Origin of the sequence: Streptomyces endophyticus, assembly GCF_035798155.1 — a bacterium.
GTDB classification, from domain to species: domain Bacteria; phylum Actinomycetota; class Actinomycetes; order Streptomycetales; family Streptomycetaceae; genus Streptomyces; species Streptomyces endophyticus.
Genome location: NZ_JAOZYC010000088.1, coordinates 70,814 through 95,117, shown reverse-complemented (window position 1 = coordinate 95,117; position 24,304 = coordinate 70,814). Strand labels below are relative to the sequence as shown.

Below are 24,304 nucleotides of genomic sequence, written 5' to 3'. Positions count from 1 at the left end.
GGTTACTTGACCGCGACCTGCGAGATGTCGAGGAGGCCCGTCCAGTCGCTGATGACGACGTTCTTGATTTCATCGCCGACGAGTCGCTTGTAGACCGGGTGGAACAGCGGCACGGTCAGGGCCTGCTCGCCGACCTTCTTGTCGAGCGCGCCCCAGCGCTTGGCGGCGGCCTTCAGGTCGGTCAGCTTGTTGATCTCGTCGATCTCCTTGTTGACCGAAGGGTCGTTGAGCTGGGAGGCGTTGAAGTTGGCGCCGCCCTTGACGATCTGGCGCCCGTCGAAGATCGGCGCGAAGAACGGGCCGCCGGACGGCCAGTCGGCGCCCCAGCCGCCGAGGAAGAAGCCGGGCTCGCTCTTCACGTTGTGGATGGTGTCGTTGTAGTCGTTGTCCTCCAGGCCCTTGAGCTTGACGGTGATGCCCGCCTTCTTCAGCGCCTCCTGGAGCGCGGTGGCGATCTCCGGGCTGGTGGCGAAGTCCTTCGCGTTGGAGTGCGTGAGGGTGACGGTCAGGCCCTTGGGGTGACCGGCCTCCTTCAGGAGCTGCTTGGCCTTGGCCGCGTTGCCCGACTTGCCCGCCGAGAAGTGGTCGTAGGGCGTGTAGCCGAAGGACTTCTGGTCGGGCAGGAACGTGGTGGCGGGCTCGGCGAGCGAGGATCCGCCTGCCGCGTTGACCACGGAGGAGCGGTCGACGGCGTACGCGATGGCCTTGCGTACCTTCGGGTCGTCGAACGGCTCCACCTTCGGGTTGAAGGCGATGTAGTTGGTGTAGCCGAAGTGGCCGGTGCCGACGCGGGCGGCGAGGTCCTTGTCCCCGGCGACCTTGGCGAGTTCGGCCGGGCCGAGGTTGGTGTCGGTGGTGACGGCCGCGGCGTCGGCGCCGCGCGAGGCGGAGAGCCGCTGGTTGATGACGGCGGAGTCGAGCCCGGAGCGGACGTCGATCTTGTCGGGGTAGGCCTTGCGCTCCTTGTCGGTGGCAGCCGACCAGTGCGGGTTGCGCTGCAGGACGAGCCGCTCGCCGTCACCCTCGTTCCTGACGACCTTGTACGGGCCCGAGGAGACGGGATGCTCCTCGTACTTGGTGCCCGTGTCCTTGGCCTTCGGCACGGGGGTGGTCTGGGTCTGCGTGGCCAGGTAGGGGAACTCGCCCTCCGGCTTGTTCAGGTGGAAGACGATCGTCTTCGCGTCGGGCGTCTCGATCGAGTCGAGCCCCTTCTTGTCCTTGTACGGGCCCTGGTAGTCGGCGCCGCCGACCAGCCAGTCCCGCAGGTACGGGGCGCCGCCGGAGAGTTCGGCCGCGAACGACCGCTCGATGCCGTACTTGACGTCGGCACTCGTGATCTTCGAGCCGTCCTCGTACTTCAGGCCGTCCTTGAGGTGGTACGTCCACACGGTGGCGTTCTTGCTGGGCGTGCCCAGGTCGGTCGCCAGGTCGGGCTCGACCTTCGCACCGGCCGCGCCGTCCTCCCGGTTACGGGTGGTGAGCGTACGGAAGACGAGCGAGGGGACGTTGCCGCCGCCGGATGTGTAGAGGCGGGCCGGGTCGAAGTCCGACTGCGGTTCGCTGTTGAGGACGGAGAGGGTGCCGCCCTTCTTGGGTGCGGCCGCCGCTCCGGAGGCGCCGCCCTTGCTGTCCTCGGGGCCGCAGGCGGCGGCTCCCACGGCGAGAGCGGACACGGCGAGTGCCGTGGTCAGTCGGCGCGATATGACGGACGGTTGACGCATCGGAAGGTGACCTCTCGAAGTGCTGCCTGGAAAGGGGAACTGCGCAGGCGGCGACGCGAGCGATCACATGCGGCGGTCACGGAGTACGAGAACCGGCCGGGAAGAGGGGTGTTGCCGCGCCTGCGGACGAAAGTGCGCCCGGGCACGGCAGTTCGGTACGGGCCCCGTCCGCGGTGTCGCGGAGGTCGGCCGGTGCGTTCGCGTGCGCTCGGGCAGGCGTCAGCAACAGTGGATGTCGGCGACGCTGAGCCCGGTCACGCCGATGAGAGCCAACTCAATGGTGGCTCGCTCGGAGGTGACGGGGCTGCGTGACATGAGCGGGAGTATGGCTCGAAGGTCGACAGGAAGTCAAAGCGCCCGAAGCCGGGGCAGCAGCCGCTTGCCGATCCGGCGGGGCTCAGCTTTGTAGGGGCTGTCGGAGAGCACGAAGTGGGCGACGCCGAGGATCCAGAAGAGCCGGACGCCGGCCTCGTCCGCGAAGACGCGTTCGGCGGTGCCGGCGAGGTATGTACGCGTGCTGGAACCCGGCGCGGGGACGGTCTGCCCCGGCGTTCTGCATGAGCAGGGGTCAGCAGGGCGATACCGAGTGGCGAGGCGCTCGACCCAGTGCTGGTGGTAACGGCAGAGGACCGGTTCGCGGCGACCGGCAGGGTGCGGGCGTGACGCCGCTTGGTCGGGTCGTGGTGCCGGCGTACGCCCACCGCTAGCCACACGGTCCGCATGAGCTCTACGACCTGAACGCCGACCCCGGCGCCAAGCACAACCCGGTCGACGAACCGTCCCATCCGGCCGAACGCACCGAGCCGGCAGCCCGGATCCCTGCCGACTGCCTTCGAGTCCTATTGAGGCGCATCAGCTTGATTGGTGTGGGCGTGGGTTCGGATGGTGGTGGCGAAGGCTTGGGGGGATTCCAGGTGTGCGGCGTGGGAGGTGCCGGGGATGGTGGTCCAGGGCAGGTTGCAGTGGTGTCCGAGGGCGGTGACGGAGGCGTGGCGTGGTGGGGGCGAGTGCGCGCCGACGGTGAGCAGGACGGGTCCGCAGTCTCGGGGCGGGGGTGTGGGTTCGAAGGCGCGGAACATCGCGAACTCGCGATCCACTACTCCCGGTTCCGTCGGGGCGTCGGCTTCGGTCCATTCCGGGCCGTACAGGGCGCGGCCGAACCCGGTGACGCCACTGGTGCGCAGGCCCTCGGCGACGTGGGCGAGCAGCCCGGGTGCCAGCGAACCGGCGGCGGGTTCGTGGAGGACGGCGGCGCGGAACGGCACGCCGCGGGCGGCGAGTTCGAGGCCGAGCGTGGCCCCACCGCTGACGCCGGCGATGACCGCGTCCGTGCATGGTTCCGCGAGCGCGGCGACTTCGGTGTCCAGGTCACCGGAGCACGGCCGGTCCGGGCAGACCACCTCGTAGTCGGTGAGGTGCGGCAGCATCCGGCGCCAGATCCGCGCGGTGGTGGCGGCGCCGTGGATCAGTACCAGGCGGGGTCGGCTCATGCGTCGGGTACCCGGTAGACGAGGGTGACGCTGCCGCCGCCGGGCGGTCCCTGGTGTTCGGCGCCGCCGGAGACGTACAGCGCGGTGGTGCCGGCCAGCGCGGACAGCAGGCCGCCGACCGCGGCTCTGGCGTGGCGGGTGGAGTGCAGGTCGGAGTCGGTGAGCATGGTGTGTCGCTGTCCTCGCACCAGGCCGTAGGGGTCGGCCTCGGCCTTGGCGAAGACCTGCACGAGTTCCCCGCCTTCGGCGGCGATCCGGTCGAACAGGGTGCGCAGGGAAGCCAGGTCGATGGCGTCGCGCATGGTTCCGTGGACGGCTCGCAGCGGGCTGCTGGCATGGCGGCTGGTGCCGAGTACGAGTACATGGCAGTCGGTCAGTTCGGCGCCGGCGCTGGCCGAGGCACGCGACGACCACACCTGGGTGGTGTCCCGGTCCGCGAGAGCGGCCAGGGCCTGGTCCTCGGAGCATTCACCGAGCGCCAGCGCGACGCCCAGTGCGGCGGCGGCGCGGGAGCGGGCCATGGATTCGTAGGTGTCGTCGGTGACCGGTTCGCTGCCCGTGGCGCGGCAGGCGGCGATGCGATCGGAGGTGAGCAGTGGGCACTTGACCAGGACCATGTCCACCTCCTCGGGGGCCAGACCCAGGCGTTTGGTCAGTTCGGTCACCACGTCGCGGACCGCGGCGAGTTGGGGTTCGCGGCCCACCTCGTCGGGCGCCAGGTCGCGGGTGCGGCCGGCGGCGGCGACGAGGCCGCGGTCGTGGCCGGGGCGGGGGCGTGGGTCGGCGACGATCAGGTTGACGTGCGGGCTCAGGACGCCTTCGGTGCCGCCGGAGAAGACCGTGATCGTGTCGGACGGCAGGACGGGCTCCCAGCGGACGGTTGCCAGGGTGCGGCTGAAGTCGTTGACGCAGCCGTTGCCTTCGGTCTTTCCGACCACGGCGAGTACGTCGGTGGGGGAGTGGCCGAAGGCGCGAAGCGCTTCGAGAGGGGCGAGGTCGCCGGGCCCGGAGGTGGGCATCCGCAGCAGATCGACGGTGGCAGGGGTGTCGGCGGGGGCCGGGGTCATGTGCGCTCCTTCGTGGGGGTGGCGGTGGTGCCGTCGGGATTGCTGCGGACAGGGCGGCGGTTGAAGGCGAGGTGGTGGAAGAAGATGTTGAGGAAGAAGGCGACGATGACGGCGCTGGAGATGGAACCGCCGGCGATGATCCGGAACCACGACGGGAAGCCGTCGTACAGGTGGGGTGCGACGACCGGGATCATGCCGACGCTCAGCGCCAGCGCCACGATCATGCCGTTGTGGGTGCCGTCGTAGTCGACGTGGCTGAGGCTGCGGATACCGGTGAGGGCGATCATCGCGAACATCACCAGGCTGACCGAGCCGATCACCGGTCCCGGGAGCGAGGCCACCACCTCGCCGAGCTTGGGCATCAGGCCGAGCAGAACGAGGAGTACGCCCGCTGCCGCGGTGGTGAAGCGGCTGCGTACCCCGGTCATCCGGATCAGGCTGACGTTCTGCGCGAAGACCGTGTCGGGGAAGGAGGTCGCCACCCCGGCTGCGGCGCTCGACAGGCCGTCGGCGGCCAGGCCGCGCGCGAGTTCGGCCCGGCCCACCGGGCGGCCGGTCATCTCGCCTATAGCCATCAGGTACGCCGTGGACTCCGCGAAGATGACCAGCATGACCACGCACATCGACACCACGGCGGCCACCGGGAACTCGGGGGCTCCGAAGCGGAACGGGTCGGGGACGCCGAACCAGTCGGTGCCCGCGACCGCGCCGAAGTCGGTCATGCCCAGCACGGCTGCCGCGCCGGTCCCCACCAACAGCCCGACCAGGACGACGGTCTGGGCGAGGAAGCCCCGGGCGAACCGGGTGAGCACGACGATCAGTGCCACCACCCCCGCGGCGAGCACGAGTCGGTCCGTCGAGGCGTAGCCGGGATCGTCGGGGTCGCTGCCGGCGATGAGATCGACCGCCTTGCCGACGAGGGACAGGCCGATGACGGTCACGGCCGTGCCCCTCACCACCGGCGGGAAGAACCGCACCAGCCGCGCGAACGGCCAGGCGATCAGCATGCCGAAGACACCGGCGGCGATCATCGAGCCGTAGACGGCGGGCAGGCCGTACGCCCCCTGGATGGTGATCATCGGGGTGACCGCGGTGAACGAGGCGCCCGCCACGACCGGGAGCCGGGCGCCGAACAGGCGGCTCAGGCCCAGGCTCTGGACGACCGTGATCAGTCCGGCGATCAGCAGGTCGGCGGCGACGAGCAGACCGATGGTGTGGGTGTCGAGGCCGGCCGCCGCACCGAAGACCAGCGGTACGGCGACGCAGCCGGAGTACATGACGGCGACGTGCTGTGCGCCGAGCGCGCCGAGGTGGACCAGCGGGGGACGGCGGTCCACCGGGTGGGTCGGCTCACCGGTGGCCGACCCGGTGAGGCTGGTCGCCGCGGCCGTCTTGGTGCTGTCGGTGCTCACACCGGGCTTCTTTCGTCGGATCCGGCTGCCGCGGAGGTGTCGTGGTGATGCAGGTAGATCCGCCAGTCCTGGTACTCGGAGATGTCCGGGGACTCGACTGCGGCGTGCGACTCGCACAGGAAGCCGGTCGCGGTGGTGCCGTCGTCCAGCCGCACCCGGCCGAGCGTCATCGGCTCCGGCAGCGCGGCCAGGAACCGGCCCAACGCCGCCGGGGGCAGGGCCCACAGCTCACCGGCGAAGGACCGCCCCTGGCGGGCGGCGGGGACCCGCAGCAGTCCTGGGCGGGGCGGGGTGCCGGGTAGGGCGACCATCCGATAGTGCGCGGCGGTGCGCACCGGGCGGAGCAGCCGGGCGCCGAGCCGGGTCAGTTGGGAGTTCAGGGGCTGTCCGGTGAGGTGGGCGCCGAAGACGGCCAGCGGCAGGCCCGGCGGGCCCCACCCCGAGTCCGGGCTGTCCGCGGCCGGCTCGGGTGCGAACAGGGCCGCGATGTCGGCGGCGACCCGGTCGGCGAAGGCCCGTGCGACGACGGTGACCCCGAAGGGCCCGCCGTCCACCGTGCCCGCCGGGACCGCCACCGCTGACAGGTCCAGCAGGTTGACGAAGTTGGTGAACCGGCCCAGGCGGCTGTTGACCCCGATCGGGTCGGCGGCCACCTCGGCGAGCGTCGGGTGCTCGGGAGCGGTGGGCAGCAACAGCGCCTCGCAGTCCTCGATCCGCTCCATGGCCTGCCACCGCAACTGCGCCAGCCGTCCCAGATCTTCGGCATAGCGGTGGGCCGGCAGGTGCTCGGCGCCGCCGATGATGCCCCGCACGCTGGGATCGATGTCGTCGGAGTCCGCGGCGATGAACGCGCCTACAGCGGCGAAGCGTTCAGCCGCGAACCCGCCTCCGTACAGCAGCTCGGCGGCCTGCAGGAACGGCTCGATGTCGACCGGAACCAAGGTTGCTCCCGCCGCCCGCAGCCGCTCCGCCGCGTCGGCGAAGGCGGCCCGCCAGGTGTCGCTCAGCCCGTCGAGAGCCGAGGCCTCGGGTATGGCGATCCGGGGCGTCGGCGACGCGGCCAGCGGGGCGTCGGCCGGCCAGGTGCGGGTCGTCGCGGTGTCGGCGCCTGCCGCCATGACGGCCGCCGCCGTCTCGGCGATGCGCAGGCTCGGGGCGAAGACGCTGACGCAGTCGAAGGGCCGGGCGGCGGGCACGACGCCGTCGGTCGGCACAAGCCCGATGGTCGGCTTCAGGCCCACGACGCCGGCGAACGCGGCCGGGATGCGGCCCGACCCCGCGGTGTCGGTGCCGAGCGCGAAGTCCACGATGCCCAGGGCCGCCGCGACCGCTGAACCGGAGCTCGATCCGCCGCTGATCCGGGCCGGATCGTGTACCGCACGAACCGCGCCGTAGGGGCTGCGGGTGCCGACCAGACCGGTGGCGAACTGGTCGAGATTGGTCTTCCCCACCACGATCGCCCCGGCCGCCGCCAGCCGGGCCACCGCCGGGGCTGAGACCCGCGGCTGATAGGCGAAGGAGGGACAGCCGGCCGTGGTCGGCAGTCCGGCCACGTCGATGTTGTCCTTGACGGCGAACACCTGGCCCGCCAGCGGGAGTTGTTCTCCCGCAGCCGTGCGGGCGTCGGTGACGGCGGCTTCGGCGAGCAGTTCTCGGGCCGGGCGCAGCGTGATCCATGCCTCCGGACGCGCGTCCTCGGCCAGCAGCGCCAGCGCCCGCCGTACGCGCGCCGCGGCGCCGGCCCTCACGCGGACTCCTTGAGCGCTGCCAGCAGTTGGTCGCTCGTGGCCACCGCGCCGAAGATGCCACCCTGCATGGTGACCATGTGCAGCGCGGCCTCGTAGTTGCTCCGCTCCGTGGCACTGGTGCAGTCCGACAGCAGCAGGCACTCGTAGCCGCGGTCGTTGGCCTCGCGCATCGTGGTGTGCACGCACACGTCGGTGGTGATCCCGGTGAGCACCAGGTGCGTGATGCCGCGGGTACGCAGCACCAGGTCCAGGTCGGTGGCGTAGAAGGAGCCCTTGCCCGGCTTGTCGATCACCAACTCGCCATCGAGTGGGGCGACTTCGGGAACGATCTGCCAGCCGGGCTCACCCCGGACCAGGATCCGGCCACAGGGCCCGTCGGCGCCTATCTCCGCACCCATCCGCGCCGACCGCCACCGCTTGTTGGCGGGCAGGTCGGACAGGTCGGGCCGGTGGCCCTCACGGGTGTGAACCACCGGCATCCCTGCCGCGCGGGCGGCGGCCAGCACCCGTGTGGTGGGTTCGAGCCCGGCCCGGGTGAGGGAGATGTCGTAGCCCATGGCATCGACGTATCCGCCGGGGCCGCAGAAGTCGGTCTGCCAGTCGATGCACAACAAGGCGGTACGCGAGACGGCGAGGGTCCCGTCGAAGGGCCAGGTGTACGGGGTGGCGTCAACGGTGGCCACGGTCACGTCCTTTCGGGTCGGTGGGGTGTGCGGGAGCCGGAAACGAGGCGTTCCGCAGCGAGGTACAGGGCGGCGCCGGCCAGCAGTCCGGCGACGGCTTCGCAGTACTGCGGCCCCTCGTAGTGCACGAACGCGGCCACCGCGGCCCCACCCGCCCACGCGGCCAAGGCGCTGAACCGCAGCACGGGGCCGTCCGGCCGGGCCTCGGCGAGGCGGCGGAGCAGCAGCTGGTCGGTGATCAGGACCGAGCCGATGGGCGGGACGAAGACGCCGAGCAGCGTCAGCCACGTCTCGAAGTGCTCCCACACCCCGGCCAGTGCCACGATCAGTCCCAGTGCTCCGATGATCAGCACGAGGCGGCGCATCGTGGCCCCGGTGAGCTGACTCCAGCCGACCGCGGCGTTGTAGAGGCAGTGCGCGGACACCGAGCCGAGGTTGACGAAGACGAAGATCACTGCGGCCGAGGTCAACAGCCCGCTGTGGTGGTCGGTGAGCAGGCCCAGGAAGTTCCCGCCCGCCGAGCCGGGATCGGCTGCCGCGCCCGCTCCGACGATCACGGCGCCGACGATCAGTGCAAGCAGGTTGGCCAGCGGGAAGGCGGTGAGCGCAGCCAGCACGGCCTCGCGCCCGTTGCGGGACCAGCGGGTGAAGTCCGCGGTCATGGTGCCGGAGTCGATGAACCCGGCCACCACCATGGTGACGCAGGCGCCGAACGTCAGGGCTCCGCCGGCCGGGGCCTGGCCGCCATAGGACAGTACGGAACCCGGGCCCGAATCGCGCAGCGCCAGCGTGATGGCCACGCCGCCCAGCACCAGGTACAGCGGTGCCGCGATCCAGCCGATCACCGCCAGCGCGCGGATCCCGGCATAGGCGACGGCCACGTACAGCACACCGGCCACCAGCACCGTGACCTCGGTGTTCCAGCCGAGCGCGGTGTTGAGGGTCGCCCCGGTCAAACCGACCTGGAAGGCGAACCAGCCGATGACCACGGTCGCCAGGAACCCCGAGGCGAGGCGAGCGCCGCGGGTACCGAAGGTGATCACGGCTACGCGGGCGAACGTGTTGCCGGTGCGGCCGGCCAGATAGCTGAGCGCACCGACGTAGCCGCCCAGGATCAGACAGCCGAGCAGGATCGCCAGCATGCCGCGGGCGAATCCCAGGCTGTAGACGATCACTCCGCCGAAGACGGCGTTCGTCAGCACCATCGGGAAGCCGAACCAGACCGACGACACCGACAGCAGCGAGCGCCGGTGCGCCGGCGGGACCGGTCGATCCTCGAACTCGTCGGCGAGTTGGGCGCTGCGGGACGGGGGCACGGAAGGGTCGGACGTGCCCGGTGGCCGGGCCGAGTCCGGGGGTGCGGACATCGCGGGACCTCCAAGGGGGGCGGGGAAGCGCGGGTAGCGGACAGGTATGAGCACGGCGGCAGTTGAGCCGGACGGTCGTCGGTCAGTCGCCCCGAAGCGCCATCTGAGCGAGGGCGTGGGCCGCGCGCTCCTCGATCACGTCGAGGGATTCCCCGATGTGTTTGCGCAGCGTGGTGAGCGCTTCGGGCAGGCGCCGTGCCAGCACGTGCTCGACGATCTGGAGGTGCTCGGTGACGGTCCGCTCGATGCGGTCCTCGGTGAGGTAGTCGTACATCCGCACCGGCCGGATGCGGGTGGTCACCGACGTGAGGGTCTCGGTCAGCCGGGAGTTGCCCGAGGAGTGCAGCAGCGCGTGGTGGAAGGCTTCGTCTTCGAGGACGAAACCGGGGTCGGGCTCCGGCATGTCGGCTCGCAGCGCCCGCCAGTGCTCTCGCAGCGGCTCCAGCACCTGCACGTTGTGGACCACCGAGCCGGACTCCAGCGCGCGGGCGATCCCGCGCAGCTCCACGGTGATGCGCAGCTCGTACAGGTCCCGCAGTTCGGCGAGGTTGGGTCGGGCCGCGTAATAGCCGTCCGGGTGGCGCTCCACCAATCCGTCCGCCAGCAGCCGGACCAGTGCTTCGCGTACCGGGGTGCGTGACACCGCGAGCTGTTCGGCGAGCTGCACTTCGACCAACCGGGTGCGCACCCCGAACCTGCCCATCAGGAGCATGCGCCGCAGCTCGGCGTACGTCTCCTCACGAAGATTCCGGCCGGACCGCCTGGGTGATGACGGCTGCGGCGACGGTGTCGACATCGCTGCATACAGTGCTGCATCCATGCCGGGGACCGTAGGCAGCGAATATTTCCACGTGCTTGATCAGGTGTCTCCGCGATGTTTCGCCGAGTTACGGATCAGACCGCCGTGTTACGGCGGCCACTGGCTTCGGGGCGGGGATTTCACCCGACTGGTACTTCGGTAGCCGCCGTACGGGCACGATGATCAGGGCCTAAGTGGCTCCGACAAAAGCTGCTGATCATGAGCGTTTCGGTCTGTCTGCTCGTAGGTCTGGTCATGGGAGAGCGTCGGCCGCGGCAATGGATCGTGTCGGACGAACTGTGGTCGCTGTTCGAGCCGTTGCTGCCGAAGCCGGGCCGAAGAAGGGCGAGGGCAGACCACGGGTCCCGGACCGACGGGCACTGTGCGGGATCCTGTTCGTACTGCACACCGGCATCCAATGGGAGTACCTGTCACAGGAGTTGGGCTTCGGCTCCTCGCACGTGCGGGCCGCCCGGCGGGGCCCAAAGGCGGGCTGAGCCCGCTCGACCGTGCACGGCCGGGCAGCAAGCACCACGTGCTCACCGACGGCCAGTGGATCCCGCTTGCGGTGTCGCTGACCGGCGGGAACCGCAACGACGTCACTCAGCTCCTGCCCCTGCTCGACAAAGTCCCCGCCGTGGCGGGAACGGTCGGACGGCAGCGTGGGATCCGTCCGGTGATCGCCGAACGCGGTCAGCCGCATGGCACCGGACTGGGGTTGCGGATCGAGACATGGTTGTGTGAGTACGCGTCGGCCGCGTACGCCTCATTGCCCTCTGCCGCGGCTGGCAGGATGCGGACGCGGACGCAGAACAGGACGGCGTGTCAGTGGTCTGGGACATGGCAGCCCTGGAGAACCGCCGCTACGGATGGCTCTGACCCCTCGCGAGCCGTGATCACGGGCAGCATCTCGAACGCGTCCTCGAACTTCGGGCGGGTTCTGGCATTTCACCGGCCATGCGGCGGCCATCACGCGACCGGTGTGCCGTGTCCAGTAAGGCATCTATCAGCACGAAGACCAGCTGGCCAACCAACTCCGGTCCGTGTTAAGCGAGTTCCTTCCGGCCGCCCTGGCGGCCTTCCAGGCCAAGGACGTGGGCCTGGCTCACCCGGAGGTCCGCGCTGTCCCCGCCGCAGCTCCCACTACGGCCGCGGCTGCCGCGCTGAGCAAGGTCCGGCTCCGGTCGCTTCTGCGCAAGGCCGGCAGGTACGGCATCGGCGAGCCCCGTGTCCCGGTCGCGCAGGAGTCCCTCGGGACAGAGGCCGTCGCGGACCACGAGCAGCGGCCGGCTCGCCCCGCCCGCGGCCGGCTCGCCCCGCCCGCGTGCCTGCACTACGGCGCGTCCAGAAGCCCAGCCGTTGATCTGGCGCGCACCGCTGCCGCGTGACCTGGGATCAGCAAGGTCTGGCCGCGCGATGGGGTCGACCGAATCTGGGAGGAGTTCGCGCTCCCGGCGCCCGGTCCCGGAGCACCGTGATAGGGATTCCCGATAGGTGCTTCGTCAATGCCGACTCGACTGGCAGGCAAACCGCCTGGTTGAATCGTGGTCATGTCCGACGACCGGCAAGAACTCACACGGCGACGTCACGTCGACCTGTCGCGTGTTTCGAGTGCCGTCTGTCGTTGCGTTCTCGCCTAGCCTCAGTCTCTTTCTAGGCGTCAACTCCCCGTGCCTGCCGTACGGATCGATGTGCCCCGTGTCGAGGCACGATCCGACCGGACCTCGCCAGATCTGACCTGACCTGACCTGCCCGAACTGGGCTGTCAGGCCGGTGGCGGCGTCGTCGAGCGGCCGGCCTGCGCGCCGTGCGGCCCCGCCGCGCATTCCCACTCGTGTGCCCTCCTGCCCTGCGGTGCCACCCTGTGCCGCCGCTCGCCCTTGCGCGCCTCCGACCCGCGCCTCGCCCACGTCCAAAGGCCCCGCCATGTCCCCACGCGTCCCACTGGTCCTCCCTTCCGTCGCCCCGCGCGACCTCCTGGACCGCATCCGCAACGACGCCGCGCCTCTCGAGGCCGAGCGCGAGCTGCCTCGCAAGAGCGTCGAACTGATCCGGCGCAGCGGTCTCGGCGCGCTGCGCGTCCCCCGGGAGCACGGCGGCGCACAGGCCACGCTCGTCGACCTGTTCCGGCTCGTCGTCGAACTGGCCGAGGCGGACTCGAACGTGGCGCAGGCGCTGAGGCCGCACTTCGGGTTCGTGGAACTGCTGATCAGCCAGGGCACCGCCGCCGAGCGCGACCGCTGGTTCCCCGTGGTCGCGGCCGGCGAGCTGTTCGGGAACGCGGCGTCGGAGCGCGGCACCGCGCACCCCGGTGAGATCCGCACGCGCATAACGAAGGAAGGTGACGTCTACCGAGTGGACGGCACCAAGTTCTACTCCACCGGATCGCTCTTCGCCGACCACATCGTCGTGATCGCGCTCGACGACGAGGAGCGCCGGGTCCGGGTCGTGCTTCCGAGTGCGCGCGAGGGCGTCGAACTGCTCGATGACTGGGACGCGCTCGGGCAGCGCACCACCGCGTCCGGCACGACGCGGCTGCGGCAGGTGCTCGCGTACGAGGACGAGGTCGCCGTCGACGCGACGGGCCGGCAGCGCCGTACCCATCTGGGGCCGTACTACCAGCTGTTCCTGGCCGCCGTGCACGCCGGGATCGCGAAGGCGGCACTGGCCGACGCGGTGACGTACGCACGCGAGAAGGCGCGCGCCGTGCAACACGCCGGTGTCGAGCGGGCGGTCGAGGACCCCCTCGTCCAGCACACCGTCGGCGACATCGCGGCCGGAGCGCTGGCCGCCGAGGCCGTGGTGCTGCACGCCGCCGGGGCGATCGACGCCGCGCTCGCGACCCCGTCCGACGACGGCATCACCGGCGATCCGGACGCCTTGCACGCGGCGGCCGTCGTGGTGGCCCAGGCCCAGGTGACCGCCGCGCGATCGGCGTTGAGCGCCGGCGAGCGGCTCTACGACGTCGGTGGTGCGTCGGCCACGCTCCGCGAGCATCACCTGGACCGGCACTGGCGCAATGCCCGCACCGTCGCCTCGCACAACCCGATCGCGCACAAGGCACGGGTGGTCGGCGACTGGCTGTTGAGCGGCAACCCGCCCCCGCTCAACGGCTTCTTCTGACCGCCCCCCTCACCCCGGAGTCCCCGTGAAACCGCCCCACCCCCTTCGCCGCCCCCACCGCCCCCTCCGCCTTCGCCGTCTCCTCCTCGGCCTTCCGCTCCTGCTGCTCGCCACCGCCTGCGGCACCGGTGAGGCCGCCACGTCGCTGACCGCACGGCCCGCCGCCGGCGCCACCCTCACCTACGCCACCGACCGCGAACCCACCTGCCTGGACCCCCACGTCGCCGGGGACATGCCGCAGGCCTACGTCGCCCAGCAGGTCCTCGACTCGCTCGTCGCCCTCGACGACAAGGGCGAGGCCCGACCGTGGCTGGCTACGGCCTGGGACATCTCGAAGGACGGCCGCACCTACACCTTCCACCTGCGCGACGACGTCCGCTTCACCGACGGCACCCGCTTCGACGCAGCGGCCGTCAAGGCCAACTTCGACCACATGGTCGACCCCGACACTCAATCAGGGACGGCGGGCGGGTACCTGGCGCCCTATCAAAAAACCGACGTCGTCGACGCGTTCACGGCCCGCGTCCACCTGGACCGCCCGTACTCGCCGTTCCTGAACATGCTCGCCCAGGCCTTCCTCGGCATGGAGTCACCGAAAGCGCTCGCCCGCGGCAAGGAGGCCAACTGCGCGGCACCCGTCGGCACCGGCCCGTTCCTCGTGAAGAAGTGGAACCGGCAGTCCGACGTCGTCCTCGTCCGCAACCCGCGCTACAACTCACCGCCCCCGTACGCGAAGCACAAGGGGCCGGCGTATGTGGACAAGGTCGTCTGGCGGTTCATACCGGAGCCCGCGACCCGATTCGCGGCCGTGCAGTCGGGGCAGGTCGACGTGATCGACGCGCTGCCGCCGGAGGACCAGCGGACCGCCGAGCACGACGAACGCCTGAAGGTGGCCGTGCGCGACCGTCCGGGCAATCCGACGAACCTGGCCCTGAACACCGCCCGCACCCCCTTCGACGACCTGCGCGTCCGCAAGGCGTTCCTGCACTCGGCCGACGTCGCCGACGGCCTCAAGAGCGTCTTCTTCGGCCAGTACCGGCAGGCGGGCGGCCCGCTCAGCTACGTGACGCCGCACTACAAGGACGCGTACGAGAACGCCTGGCCCTACGACCCCAAGAAGGCCAACACCCTGCTGGACCAGGCGGGGTGGAGCAGGCGCGACGGCGACGGCTACCGCGTCAAGGACGGCAGGCGGCTGACCGCCGAGGTGCTCCTCAAGTCCGACATCAGCCCCAACCAGCTGGCCTTGATGGAGCAGATCCAGGCCACCGCCAAGGACGTCGGCTTCCAGCTGAAGCTGCTGCGACTCGACGCGGCGACCGTCAACACCCGCTACTTGGCGGGTAGTTACGACCTGCGCGACGGCTACTGGAACACCAACACCCCCGATGTGCTGCACACCGTCTTCGGCAGCGAGTACGCCGTCAAGGGCGGGATCCACTCCAACGCGTCGTACTCGAAGGACCCGGCCCTCGACCGGCTGTTCCGTGCCGCGCAGGCCACCACGGACCCGAACGAGCAGCAGAAGCTCTACGCCGCCGCGCAGCGGCTGATCTCCGCGGGCGCCTACCAGCTGACCCTTTACCCGCAGACGACCCGGCTCGCCGCCCACGACGCCTCGGTGCGCGGCGCCGGCCTGGAGCCGGCCCTGTCCCTGCCCTACCTCTACGACACGTGGGTGAGCTCCCGATGAAGACCACTCCCTTGTACCGGCGGGTCCTCGTGCGGGTCGCGGGCGCCGCACTCGTGCTGTGGGCGGCCGCCACCGTCACCTTCCTCGCCCTGCACCTGGTGCCCGGCGACCCGGTGCTCGTGCTGCTCGGCGGTGGCTCCGGAGCCAACCCGACACCACAGACCATCGCCGCGACACGTCATGCGTACGGCCTCGACCAGCCGATCCACGTGCAGTACGCGCAGCACATCGGCCGGCTGCTCACCGGCGACCTGGGGGTGTCGACCTCCCTGAAGGAGTCCGTCGGCACCGTCATCACCGAGCAGCTGCCGTCCACGCTCCAACTGACCGCCCTGGCCCTGCTGTTCGCGTGGCTCCTCGCCTCTGTCGTCGTGTTCCTGTCGACCGGCAAGGGCGCCGTCGGCCGGGCGCTCGGCTCCGGCCTGGAGACGGTCGCCGCGGGGCTCCCGCACTTCTGGCTCGGCGTGGTGCTGCTGTACGTGTTCGCGTTCCGCCTCGGCTGGTTCCCGGTCGCGGGCGGCACCGGACTCACCGGGCTCGTGCTGCCCTCGCTGACCCTCGCCGTACCGCTGGCCGGATATCTCGGACAGGTGACGCGCGGCGCACTGCTCACCACCCTCGACCAGCCGTTCATCACGTCGGCGCGGCTGCGGGGCATGAGCCCCGGGGCCGTGCGCGCCCGGCGCGCCCTGCGGCACGCGCTGCTGCCGCCGCTCACCCTGTCCGGCTGGGCGGTCGGCGCCCTGTTCTCCAGCGAAGTCGTCGTGGAGGCCGTCTTCGCGCGCCAGGGCATCGGCCGGGCGCTGCTGAATGCCGTGATCGCCCGCGACCTGCCGCTCGTCACCGGGATCGTGCTGCTCATCGCCACGGTGTACGTCCTCGTCAACCTCGCCGTCGACCTGCTGTACGCGGTGGTCGACCCGCGCGTCCGCACCCCTCGGGAGATCTGACCGTGACCGCCCTGACCACGTCCCTGGCCCCGGCCCGCGCCCGGCCGCGCCTGCGCCCCGGCCTGTCCGCCGCCGGCCTCTTCCTGATCCTGGTCGTCGTTGCCGCGCTCGTCCCCGGCCTGCTCACCTCCCACGCCCCCGACGCGATCAGGCCCGCCGACTTCTTCCAGCCGCCTTCGGCCGCGCACTGGTTCGGCACGGACCAGAACGGCCGCGACGTCTACACACGCGTCGTGCACGGCGCGGGCCAGTCCCTCCTCATCGGGCTCGCCGCCACCGCGATCTCCCTCGGCCTCGGCATCGTGCTCGGCCTGGGCGCGGCGCTCGGCGGGCGCCGCGTGGACTTCGCCGTCGGCCGCGTCCTCGAAGTCCTCTTCGCCTTCCCGGGACTGCTGCTCGCCCTCCTGTTCATCGCCGTCTTCGGCACCGGCGCAGTGACCGCGGCCATCGCCGTCGGCATCGGCGAGGCCGCCGGGTACGCGCGCCTCATCCGCTCCCAGGCCACCACCGTCGTCCGCTCCGGCTACGTCGAGGCAGCGCGCGGCCTCGGCCACTCGCCCGCACGCGTCGTACGGCGCACCGTGCTGCCCAACGTGCTGCGCCCGCTCGCCGCCCTCGCCACGCTCGGCATCGGCCAGTCCGTGGTGTGGGCGTCCTCGCTCTCCTTCCTCGGCCTCGGCGCGCAGCCACCGGCCGCGGAGTGGGGCGCGATGCTCGCGGACGGCCGTACCTTCCTCCAGTACGCCTGGTGGACCTCGTTCTTCCCGGGCCTGTTCATCGTCCTGACCACCTTGTCCACGACCGTTCTCGGCCGCCGTCTGCAGGCATGGCTCGACACGAGGAGCAGCTGATGACCGCCAACCCCCCTGACACATCCGATGTGTTGCTGTCCGCACGAAACCTCACCGTCGGCTTCGGTGACCGGGACGTCGTACGCGATGTCTCCCTCACCGTGCGCCGCGGCGAGACCGTCGCCCTCGTCGGCGAGTCCGGCTCCGGCAAGAGCGTCACAGCCCGCACCCTCGTGGGCCTGACCGGGGCCGGTGCACGGGTGGCGGCCGACGAGCTGAACTGGCAGGGCGAGGACGTCCGCAGCTGGGGCGAACGGCGCTGGCGGCGCGTGCGCGGCCGGGGTATCGGCTTCGTGCTCCAGGACGCGCTCGTCTCGCTCGACCCGCTGCGCCCGGTCGGCAAGGAGATCGAGGACGGGCTGCGGCTGCACGGCCACGGAGACCGGGCCGCGCGCCGGGCCCGCGTCCTCGACGTGATGGAGCAGGTCGGCATCCCGGAGCCCGAACTGCGCGCCGCCCAGCGCCCGCACGAGCTGTCCGGCGGCCTGTGCCAGCGCGCCCTGATCGCCGCCGCGCTCGCCCTCGACCCGCCGCTGCTCATCGCGGACGAGCCGACGACGGCCCTGGACGCGACCGTGCAGGCGCAGATCCTCGACCTGCTGGCGGCGGCCCGCCACCGGGAACGGGGCCTGCTGTTCATCACGCACGACCTGGGGGCCGTACGGCGCCTGGCGGACCGGGTGGCGGTGATGCGCGGCGGCGAGATCGTGGAGGAGGGAACTGCGGGCGACGTCCTCGACAACCCGCAGCACCCCTATACCCAGGGACTGTTGGCGGCCGATCCCGCGCTCCATCCGAAGGGGGCGCGGCTCACGGCGGCACGGACGACCTCGTCCGCGCCCACCCGCGGCCCGCACGAGGTCGTCCTCACGGCCGACGGGCTGCACAAGGCGTACGGCGGCCGGGACGCGGTGCGCGACGTGTCCTTCGCGCTCGCGGCGGGCCGCACCCTCGGCATCGTGGGGGAGTCGGGATCCGGCAAGTCGACGACGGCCCGGATCGCGCTCGGCCTGACCCGCCCCGACGCGGGCACCGTCACCCTGCACGGCGAACCCTGGAGCGAGCTGCCCGAACGGGAACGGCGCCCGCGCAGGCACGGCATCCAGCTCGTGCACCAAGACCCGCTGTCCGCGTTCGACCCCCGCTGGACCGTACGCCGCTCGCTCATCGACGCCGTCCGGCTGCGACGCCCCGGGCACCCGGTCGCGACGCCCGACGAGGCGGCACACCGGGTGAGCGAACTCGCCGGGCAGGTCGGGCTCCCGCAGGACACCCTCGACCGGCATCCGCTGTCCCTGTCCGGCGGACAGCGCCAACGGGCCGCCCTGGCCCGCGCGCTGGCCCCCCGACCGGCCGTCCTGGTCCTCGACGAACCGGTCTCAGCGCTCGACGTCTCCGTACAGGCCCAGGTCCTCGACCTGCTCGCCGACCTCCAGGATTCCCTCGGTCTGGCCTACCTCTTCATCTCCCACGACCTGGGCGTCGTCCGGCATGTCAGCGACGACGTCCTCGTGATGAAGGGCGGCGCTGTCGTGGAGTCGGGCACCGCCGAGGAGCTCTTCGCCGCGCCCCGGCACGCCTACACACGTGCCCTGCTGGCCGCCGTCCACCCGCACCCCGCTGCCCCCTCTGGAGCCACCCGATGACCGCCGCCCCGAAGCCCCTGCGCTTCAATGCCTTCGCCATGAACTGCGTCTCCCACATCAACCACGGGCAGTGGGTGCGCGACGACACCCGCCAGACCTCCTACACCGACCTGGAGACCTGGACGGACCTTGCCCGGACCCTGGAGCGAGGCCACTTCGACGCGCTCTTCCTCGCCGATGTCATCGGCACCTACGACACGTATCGGGGGTCGCGCGAGACGGCGGTCCGTGAAGGGCTCCAAATCCCGGTCAACGACCCGTCGTTGCTCATAGCGGCGATCACCCACGCCACCGAACACCTGGGGCTCGCCTTCACCCAGTCGGTCCTCCAAGAACCCCCGTACAACTTCGCCCGCCGCCTCTCCACTCTCGACCACCTCACCAAGGGCCGTGTCGCCTGGAACATCGTCACGTCCTACCTGGAGTCGGCGGCGAAGGGACTCGGCCTCGACGGGCTGCCGCTGCACGACGAGCGCTACGAGCGTGCCGAGGAGTACGCGGACGTTCTCTACCAGCTCCTGGAGGGGAGCTGGGAGGACGGCGCCGTCGTCCGCGACCGTGAGCGGCGCGTGTACGCCGACCCGGCCCGCATCCACGACGTGCACCACGAGGGCCGCTTCTACCGCGTGAACGGCCCCCACCTCTCGGAGCCGTCGCCGCAACGCACGCCGATCCTCTTCCAGGCCGGATCATCCGAGCGGGGACGGGAGTTCGCGGCCCGCAACGCGGAGGCCGTGTTCCTCGGGGCCGTGTCGCCAGAGGGCGCCCGAACGCAGGTGGAGGACGTGCGGGCGCGGGCCGTGGCGCACGGCAGGGACGCCGGCGACATCCTGTTCTTCCAGGGGCTGACGCTCCTCGTGGGCAGCACCGAGGAGGAGGCGGAACGTAAACTCGCCGACTACCGGGAGCACACGAGCCTCGAAGGGTTCGCCGCGCACATGTCGGGATCGCTCCAACTCGACCTCTCCCAGGTCGACTTCGATGCCCCGGTCGGCGAGATCGACACCAACGGGGTGCAGGGGTTCGTACGCTCCCTGGTGGAGGGGGCGCCCGACAAGACCTGGACATTCGGCGAGGTGCTGCGGGCGCGCGCCTGGACCCGGCCGGTCGCCGGGGTGCCCGAGCGGATCGCCGACGAGCTGGAGCGGTGGCGCGGCGCCGGTGTCGACGGCATCAACCTGGCCTACGTCACCAGCCCCGGCACCTTCACGGACTTCGCCGACCAGCTGGCACCGGTGCTGCAGAAGCGGGGCCTGCTGAAGACGGCGTACGAGGAGGGCACGCTGCGGCAGAAGCTGTTCGGGCGCGGTGACCGGCTGCCCGCGTCGCATCCGGCGGCCCGCCACCGGCGATAGGACGGCAGAAGGCCCCCGGAGTCTCGCTCCGGGGGCCTCAACATCCCATCAGTCAAACCGTGTTACGAGGCGAACGGCGCCGCCGCAGTCGTGCCCCGGCGCGCGGCCTCGGGGTGGTGCCACAGCCCGCGCTCGGCGAGCACCGGCAGCACGCCCTCGCCGAACCAGTACGCCTCCTCGACGTGCGGGTAGCCGGAGAGCACGAACTCGTCGATGCCCAGCGCGTGGTACTCGGCGATTCTGTCGGCGATCTCGGTGTGCGAGCCGACCAGGGCGGTGCCGGCGCCGCCGCGCAGGAGACCGATGCCGGCCCACAGGTTGGGGTAGATCTCCAGGCCGTCGGTGGTGCCGCCGTGCAGCGCCAGCATCCGCTTCTGCCCTTCCGAGCCCGAGCGGGCAAGCCCGGTCTGGACGTTGGCGATGGCCTTCTCGTCGACGCCGGACAGCAGCCGCCGGGCCTGCGCCCACGCCTCGTCGGCCGTGTCGCGGGCGATGACGTGCAGCCGGATACCGAAGCGGACCTCGCGGCCTTCCGCCTCGGCCAGCGTGCGTATCCAGCCGATCTTCTCGGCGACCTGGGCGGGCGGCTCGCCCCAGGTCAGGTAGACGTCGCTGTGCCGGGCGGCGACGGGCCCTGCCGCCGCCGACGAACCGCCGAAGTAGACGGGCGGCACCGGGTCGGGCAGCCGCGCCAGGCGGGCCGCGGCGACCCGCTCGTGCACCCCGTCGAAGTCGACGCTCTCGCCGCGCCACAAGGCGCGGGTGATGTGCAGGAACTCGTCAGTGCGGGCGTAGCGGGCGTCCTTGTCGAGAAAGTCGCCGTAGGCGCGCTGTTCGTGGTCCTCGCCGCCGGTGACGACGTTGAGCAACAGCCGCCCGCCGGAGTGGCGTTGATAGGTCGCGGCCATCTGCGCGGCGAGCGCGGGAGCGACCAGGCCGGGCCGGAAGGCGACCAGAAACTTCAGGCGCTCGGTCTGCTCGACGAGCATGGCGGTGGTCAGCCAGGCATCCTCGCACCAGGCGCCGGTCGGGGTGAGAGCGCCGGAGAAGCCCAGCTGCTCCGCGGTGCGGGCGACCTGGCAGAGATAGGCAAGGGAGGCAGGGCGGTCGCCGCCGGCCGCGCCGGTCGGCACACCGTGGCCGCCGCCGACGATGTGGCGGCTGTCGCCGTTCGTGGGCAGGAACCAGTGGAACGTCAGAGGCATGGGAGTCCTTGGGCGGTGCGGGGGTCAGACCAGGCCGTTGGCCGGTGGCGGGGTGTCGTTGAGCTCCCAGCCGCCGAGATAGCGCAGCTTGAGGCGGCGGGGGTCGTGGAGGGTGTGAGTGCGGGCGTTGCGCCAGTGCCGGTGCAGGTTGAGGTCCCGGTCGGCGGCGCGGGTGCCGATCAGTTCGAAGATGCCGCTGGAGACCTTCAGAGAGACCTCGTCGGAGTGCGCGCGGGCCGCTGCGACGGCAGCCGAAGCCTCCGCCGCTGTACGAGTCGTGAGATCCGCGCGGGCCGCGTCCACGGCGTCGCCCGCCTCGCGCAGCAGCGCACGGGCTGTGCGCACGCGCAGGGCAAGCTCCCCGAAGAGGTCGATGATCGCCTCCTCGTCCGCGGCCCGGTCCAGGCCGGTCTCCTTGCGTGGCCGGGCAAGCTCCTGGACGAGCCGCTTCCCGTCGCGCAGCGCGGCGACCGCGATGCCGGTGTCGATGGCTGCGTGCAGATACTGACCGAACGCGCCGAACACCTCGTCCTTCTCGAAGATCGTGTACACCGGCACGATCCGTTCGGCGGGCACCCGGACCTTGTCGAAGCGGACGGTGCCGCTGCCGGTGGTGCGCTGCCCCATGCCGTTCCAGTCGTCCTCGACAGTGACACCGGGCTCGTCGGCCGGCACCCAGGCCGCGTACACCCGGCCCTCCTCGTCGGTGGCGTAGACAGGGATCCAGTGCGCGAACAGAGAGCCGGTGGCGTAGTACTTGGTGCCGTCCAGGATCCGGCTGCCGTCGGGCTGCGGAGCGAAGCCGATGTCGAAGTCGCGTGCGGTGCGCGACCCGCGCTCGGAGAGAGCGTTGGCGAAGTGGCGGCCGCGCAGGATCTCCGCGTAGAAGAACGCCTGCTGCTCCGGCGTCCCGGCACTGGCCAGGACGTTGACGAAGAAATAGTGGTTCTGCGGGATCTGCCCGATACTCGCGTCGCCCGCGGTCAGTTCGGTGAACACCTCACCGAGCGTGCGCGTGCGGAGTCCCGGCCCGCCGTACGCCTTCGGTACGGTCAGCGTGAACAGCCCGGATTCGCCCAGAGTCCGAATCTCGTCGTACGGCAGGATGCGCTCGGCGTCGCGCCGGGCGTCGGTGGAGCCGAATTGGGCGGCCAACGCCTGCACGGTTTGCAGCACTTCGGCATCGGTGGTTTCCGGACCGAACGGAGTGACGCGTGTGGAGTGTGGTGTGCGTGTCATCGTGTGGGATCTTCCGCCGAGTGAGGGGCAGCAGTGCGATAGGGAAAGCCGAAGTCTCTGGTCAGGCGGCGGCGAGCCCGGAACTGGGCACTGTGGCGCGGAATCGGGAGATCACCGGGGTGAGCGCGTCATGCGCCTCCGAGGCGAGAGTGACCGAATGCTCGTCCTGGATCGAGATGTGGCGGTCGAGGACGAACCAGCCCTGCGCTACGTCGGCGCCCATCGAAGTGAGGACGGGACGCAGCGCGTAATCGACCGCCAGGACGTGCGCCGGTGAGCCGCCCGTGGCCAGCGGCAGCACAGGCTTGCCACGCAGGGCGTACTGCGGCAGCAGGTCGAGAAACGTCTTGAGCACGCCCGAGTAGGCGGCCTTGTACACAGGGCTCGCCACGATCAGGGCGTCGGCGCGGGCCACGAGCTCGACAGCCCGCGCAACCTCCGGGTGGGCGGCATCGGCCGACAGCAATGCCTCGGCCGGCAGACTGCGCACGTCAAGGTGACGGACCTCGTGACCATCGTCAGCGAACTGCCGCCCCAGATGGGCAACAAGACGGGCAGTGCGGGAGGAACCGGACGAAGAGGCGCTACCGGTGACCGTAAGGAGAAAGGACAAAGTGAATCCTTGAAAGAGAAGGAGTTAATGGCAGGCGAGGCCGCGTACCAGGGCGTCGCAGGAGCTGCTGGCGACTGCTGATGGGCGCACGCCAACAGGCCTCAACTGGCACGCAGTCGGGAGGGACGCGTATGTGCGTGGGAGGCCGCGAGAAGACTCAGCGGGAAAGAAGACAGGAAGCGCTACAGACACGCGCGAGGTCAACGTGGCGTCGCCGCGTGAGTTCCTGCCGTCCTGCATCCATGCTCCGATTCAAGCAGCCGCGCCACCGGTGCGTCGAGTCGGTAATCACGAGCCCCTGATAGGGTTTCCCTTCCTGGCTGGCTGGCTGGCTGGCTGGCGACGAGGGGGAGCCGGGTGCGGACCGAACAGCTGGAGTACATCGAGGCGGTCACCCGCCTGGGCTCGCTGCGCCGCGCCGCATCCGAACTGCACATATCCCAACCGGCGTTGAGTGAGACCGTTCGCAACCTGGAACGCGAGCTGGGCGTCGCACTGCTGGACCGGCATCGCTCCGGGGCGAAGGTCAGCGACGGGGGACGCGAGCTGTTGCCTCACATCATCGGCGTCCTGGAGTCTGTGGACCGCCTGCGCAGCGCGGCACACGCCCAGCACCACAGCAGCCGGATGGTGCGCGTCGGCACCGTGAACGCAGCGACGGTTCCACTCCTGGCACCCGCCGTCCGTGACTTCCATGCCAACCACCCGGCGACCCAGGTCGAAATGGTCGGCTCGCAGCAGGACGACATCCACCGAGGACTGCGCGAGGGCCGCTTCGACCTCGGCCTGGTCAACTACCTCGAGGGCGACGACACTCCCCCCGACCTGCAGACGACCGAGCTGCTGCGCGGCCGCCCGGTGGTGTGCCTGCGCTCCGACGACCCGCTCGCCGAGCAAAGCGCCCTGACCCCTGCCGACCTGGCAGGGGCGCCTCTGATCGGGATGCGCACGGGCTACGTCATGCACCGCTACGCCCACCGCATGTTCGGGGGCGCCAGCCCGACTTTTGCTTACTCCACCGACGGCGCCGAGCTGGGAAAGATCCTCGTCGCTGAGGGCTTGGGCGTTACCCTGCTGCCCGATTTCAGCGTGGCGGGCGATCCCCTGGAGCGAGCAGGACTGATCACGTACCGCCCGCTCGTCGATGACACCACCCGCGTGTTGGTGGTGCTGCAATGCCGCACGGGCGCTGTTCCGCGAGCGGTACGGGACCTGCACGCGGCGCTGCGGGCGCGGGCGCGCACGGTGGGCGGGGCGTTCAGCGGCTGACAGCCGAGAACCACTACTTGGTCTTTCTCTGGTGTGGTGACCGATCTCGAACCTCGACACCTCACCTCGACAA

Annotated in this window: 21 protein-coding genes and 1 pseudogene; 10 read left to right on the top strand and 12 right to left on the bottom strand. The window is 71.0% G+C overall.

The features are described from left to right. Positions 1 to 2 precede the first annotated feature (2 nt). The 9 genes from OKJ99_RS11280 to OKJ99_RS11240 form a co-directional block, all read right to left on the bottom strand. Positions 3 to 1,721 carry an ABC transporter substrate-binding protein gene (locus OKJ99_RS11280; protein WP_326015818.1) on the bottom strand — a complete coding sequence of 573 codons (1,719 nt, stop codon included), beginning with the start codon at positions 1,719 to 1,721 and terminating at the stop codon, positions 3 to 5. 219 nt (positions 1,722 to 1,940) lie between these two features. Continuing rightward, positions 1,941 to 2,036 (bottom strand): Ms4533A family Cys-rich leader peptide, encoded by a 96-nt coding sequence (locus OKJ99_RS11275; RefSeq protein WP_326015817.1) that lies wholly within the window; start codon positions 2,034 to 2,036, stop codon positions 1,941 to 1,943. Between the two features lie 524 nt (positions 2,037 to 2,560). Then, positions 2,561 to 3,211, bottom strand: coding sequence for an alpha/beta fold hydrolase (locus OKJ99_RS11270; protein ID WP_326015815.1), 651 nt, complete (start codon positions 3,209 to 3,211; stop codon positions 2,561 to 2,563). Next, complete coding sequence (gene atzD / locus OKJ99_RS11265) at positions 3,208 to 4,278, bottom strand: cyanuric acid amidohydrolase (RefSeq protein WP_326015813.1); 1,071 nt, start codon at positions 4,276 to 4,278, stop codon at positions 3,208 to 3,210. Before atzD ends, OKJ99_RS11270 begins: the two co-directional genes overlap by 4 nt. Then, positions 4,275 to 5,690 (bottom strand): uracil-xanthine permease family protein, encoded by a 1,416-nt coding sequence (locus OKJ99_RS11260; RefSeq protein WP_326015811.1) that lies wholly within the window; start codon positions 5,688 to 5,690, stop codon positions 4,275 to 4,277. Before OKJ99_RS11260 ends, atzD begins: the two co-directional genes overlap by 4 nt. Next, on the bottom strand, positions 5,687 to 7,438 hold the full coding sequence (gene atzF / locus OKJ99_RS11255; protein WP_326015809.1) for an allophanate hydrolase: 1,752 nt from the start codon (positions 7,436 to 7,438) through the stop codon (positions 5,687 to 5,689). The genes OKJ99_RS11260 and atzF overlap by 4 nt, the downstream gene beginning before the upstream one ends. Then, positions 7,435 to 8,121 (bottom strand): biuret amidohydrolase, encoded by a 687-nt coding sequence (gene biuH / locus OKJ99_RS11250; protein ID WP_326015808.1) that lies wholly within the window; start codon positions 8,119 to 8,121, stop codon positions 7,435 to 7,437. The genes atzF and biuH overlap by 4 nt, the downstream gene beginning before the upstream one ends. Before the next feature lie 2 nt (positions 8,122 to 8,123). Further along, complete coding sequence (locus OKJ99_RS11245; RefSeq protein ID WP_326015807.1) at positions 8,124 to 9,488, bottom strand: cytosine permease; 1,365 nt, start codon at positions 9,486 to 9,488, stop codon at positions 8,124 to 8,126. Between the two features lie 82 nt (positions 9,489 to 9,570). Further along, a complete protein-coding gene (locus OKJ99_RS11240; RefSeq protein WP_326015805.1) occupies positions 9,571 to 10,308 on the bottom strand; it encodes a GntR family transcriptional regulator in 738 nt (245 codons plus the stop codon). A gap of 234 nt (positions 10,309 to 10,542) precedes the next feature. Here OKJ99_RS11240 and OKJ99_RS11235 point away from each other — a divergent pair. From OKJ99_RS11235 to OKJ99_RS11200, 9 genes and pseudogenes are all read left to right on the top strand, one after another. Beyond that, positions 10,543 to 11,026 (top strand): annotated as a pseudogene (locus tag OKJ99_RS11235) (transposase); the annotation flags it as partial. A gap of 304 nt (positions 11,027 to 11,330) precedes the next feature. Next, a complete protein-coding gene (locus tag OKJ99_RS11230) occupies positions 11,331 to 11,675 on the top strand; it encodes a hypothetical protein (protein ID WP_326015877.1) in 345 nt (114 codons plus the stop codon). Between the two features lie 162 nt (positions 11,676 to 11,837). Beyond that, positions 11,838 to 11,927: a putative leader peptide gene (locus OKJ99_RS43740; RefSeq protein WP_407700672.1), complete on the top strand. Its 90-nt coding sequence runs from the start codon at positions 11,838 to 11,840 to the stop codon at positions 11,925 to 11,927. Positions 11,928 to 12,213: 286 nt separating this feature from the next. After that, complete coding sequence (locus OKJ99_RS11225) at positions 12,214 to 13,410, top strand: acyl-CoA dehydrogenase family protein (protein ID WP_326015804.1); 1,197 nt, start codon at positions 12,214 to 12,216, stop codon at positions 13,408 to 13,410. A gap of 25 nt (positions 13,411 to 13,435) precedes the next feature. Further along, positions 13,436 to 15,103: an ABC transporter substrate-binding protein gene (locus OKJ99_RS11220; RefSeq protein WP_326015802.1), complete on the top strand. Its 1,668-nt coding sequence runs from the start codon at positions 13,436 to 13,438 to the stop codon at positions 15,101 to 15,103. Further along, positions 15,100 to 16,053, top strand: a complete 954-nt coding sequence (locus OKJ99_RS11215; RefSeq protein WP_326015801.1) for an ABC transporter permease — start codon at positions 15,100 to 15,102, stop codon at positions 16,051 to 16,053. Before OKJ99_RS11220 ends, OKJ99_RS11215 begins: the two co-directional genes overlap by 4 nt. 2 nt (positions 16,054 to 16,055) lie before the next feature. Beyond that, positions 16,056 to 16,904, top strand: coding sequence for an ABC transporter permease (locus OKJ99_RS11210; protein WP_326015800.1), 849 nt, complete (start codon positions 16,056 to 16,058; stop codon positions 16,902 to 16,904). Then, on the top strand, positions 16,904 to 18,550 hold the full coding sequence (locus tag OKJ99_RS11205) for an ABC transporter ATP-binding protein (protein ID WP_326015799.1): 1,647 nt from the start codon (positions 16,904 to 16,906) through the stop codon (positions 18,548 to 18,550). The genes OKJ99_RS11210 and OKJ99_RS11205 overlap by 1 nt, the downstream gene beginning before the upstream one ends. Then, complete coding sequence (locus tag OKJ99_RS11200) at positions 18,547 to 19,905, top strand: LLM class flavin-dependent oxidoreductase (RefSeq protein WP_326015798.1); 1,359 nt, start codon at positions 18,547 to 18,549, stop codon at positions 19,903 to 19,905. Before OKJ99_RS11205 ends, OKJ99_RS11200 begins: the two co-directional genes overlap by 4 nt. Positions 19,906 to 19,967: 62 nt before the next feature. Here OKJ99_RS11200 and OKJ99_RS11195 read toward each other — a convergent pair whose 3' ends face one another. The 3 genes from OKJ99_RS11195 to ssuE all read right to left on the bottom strand — a co-directional run bounded on the left by OKJ99_RS11195 (position 19,968) and on the right by ssuE (position 22,962). Beyond that, on the bottom strand, positions 19,968 to 21,110 hold the full coding sequence (locus OKJ99_RS11195; protein ID WP_326015797.1) for an LLM class flavin-dependent oxidoreductase: 1,143 nt from the start codon (positions 21,108 to 21,110) through the stop codon (positions 19,968 to 19,970). Between the two features lie 24 nt (positions 21,111 to 21,134). Then, positions 21,135 to 22,349, bottom strand: coding sequence for an SfnB family sulfur acquisition oxidoreductase (locus tag OKJ99_RS11190; RefSeq protein ID WP_326015795.1), 1,215 nt, complete (start codon positions 22,347 to 22,349; stop codon positions 21,135 to 21,137). A gap of 61 nt (positions 22,350 to 22,410) precedes the next feature. Next, entirely contained in the window at positions 22,411 to 22,962 is a 552-nt protein-coding gene (gene ssuE / locus OKJ99_RS11185) for an NADPH-dependent FMN reductase (RefSeq protein ID WP_326015794.1), read from the bottom strand. 357 nt (positions 22,963 to 23,319) lie between these two features. On the opposite strand from ssuE, the gene OKJ99_RS11180 reads away from it, so the two are divergent. Further along, a complete protein-coding gene (locus OKJ99_RS11180; protein ID WP_326015793.1) occupies positions 23,320 to 24,231 on the top strand; it encodes a LysR family transcriptional regulator in 912 nt (303 codons plus the stop codon). Positions 24,232 to 24,304: the final 73 nt, after the last annotated feature.

Coding starts and splice junctions, on each gene's coding strand:
- atzD (WP_326015813.1), bottom strand. CDS start 4,278: ATGACCCCGGCCCCCGCCGACACCCCTGCCACCGTCGATCTGCTGCGG.
- OKJ99_RS11270 (WP_326015815.1), bottom strand. CDS start 3,211: ATGAGCCGACCCCGCCTGGTACTGATCCACGGCGCCGCCACCACCGCG.
- OKJ99_RS11215 (WP_326015801.1), top strand. CDS start 15,100: ATGAAGACCACTCCCTTGTACCGGCGGGTCCTCGTGCGGGTCGCGGGC.
- OKJ99_RS11205 (WP_326015799.1), top strand. CDS start 16,904: ATGACCGCCAACCCCCCTGACACATCCGATGTGTTGCTGTCCGCACGA.
- OKJ99_RS11225 (WP_326015804.1), top strand. CDS start 12,214: ATGTCCCCACGCGTCCCACTGGTCCTCCCTTCCGTCGCCCCGCGCGAC.
- OKJ99_RS11195 (WP_326015797.1), bottom strand. CDS start 21,110: ATGCCTCTGACGTTCCACTGGTTCCTGCCCACGAACGGCGACAGCCGC.
- OKJ99_RS43740 (WP_407700672.1), top strand. CDS start 11,838: ATGTCCGACGACCGGCAAGAACTCACACGGCGACGTCACGTCGACCTG.
- OKJ99_RS11245 (WP_326015807.1), bottom strand. CDS start 9,488: ATGTCCGCACCCCCGGACTCGGCCCGGCCACCGGGCACGTCCGACCCT.
- OKJ99_RS11280 (WP_326015818.1), bottom strand. CDS start 1,721: ATGCGTCAACCGTCCGTCATATCGCGCCGACTGACCACGGCACTCGCC.
- OKJ99_RS11190 (WP_326015795.1), bottom strand. CDS start 22,349: ATGACACGCACACCACACTCCACACGCGTCACTCCGTTCGGTCCGGAA.
- OKJ99_RS11240 (WP_326015805.1), bottom strand. CDS start 10,308: ATGGATGCAGCACTGTATGCAGCGATGTCGACACCGTCGCCGCAGCCG.
- OKJ99_RS11200 (WP_326015798.1), top strand. CDS start 18,547: ATGACCGCCGCCCCGAAGCCCCTGCGCTTCAATGCCTTCGCCATGAAC.
- OKJ99_RS11275 (WP_326015817.1), bottom strand. CDS start 2,036: ATGTCACGCAGCCCCGTCACCTCCGAGCGAGCCACCATTGAGTTGGCT.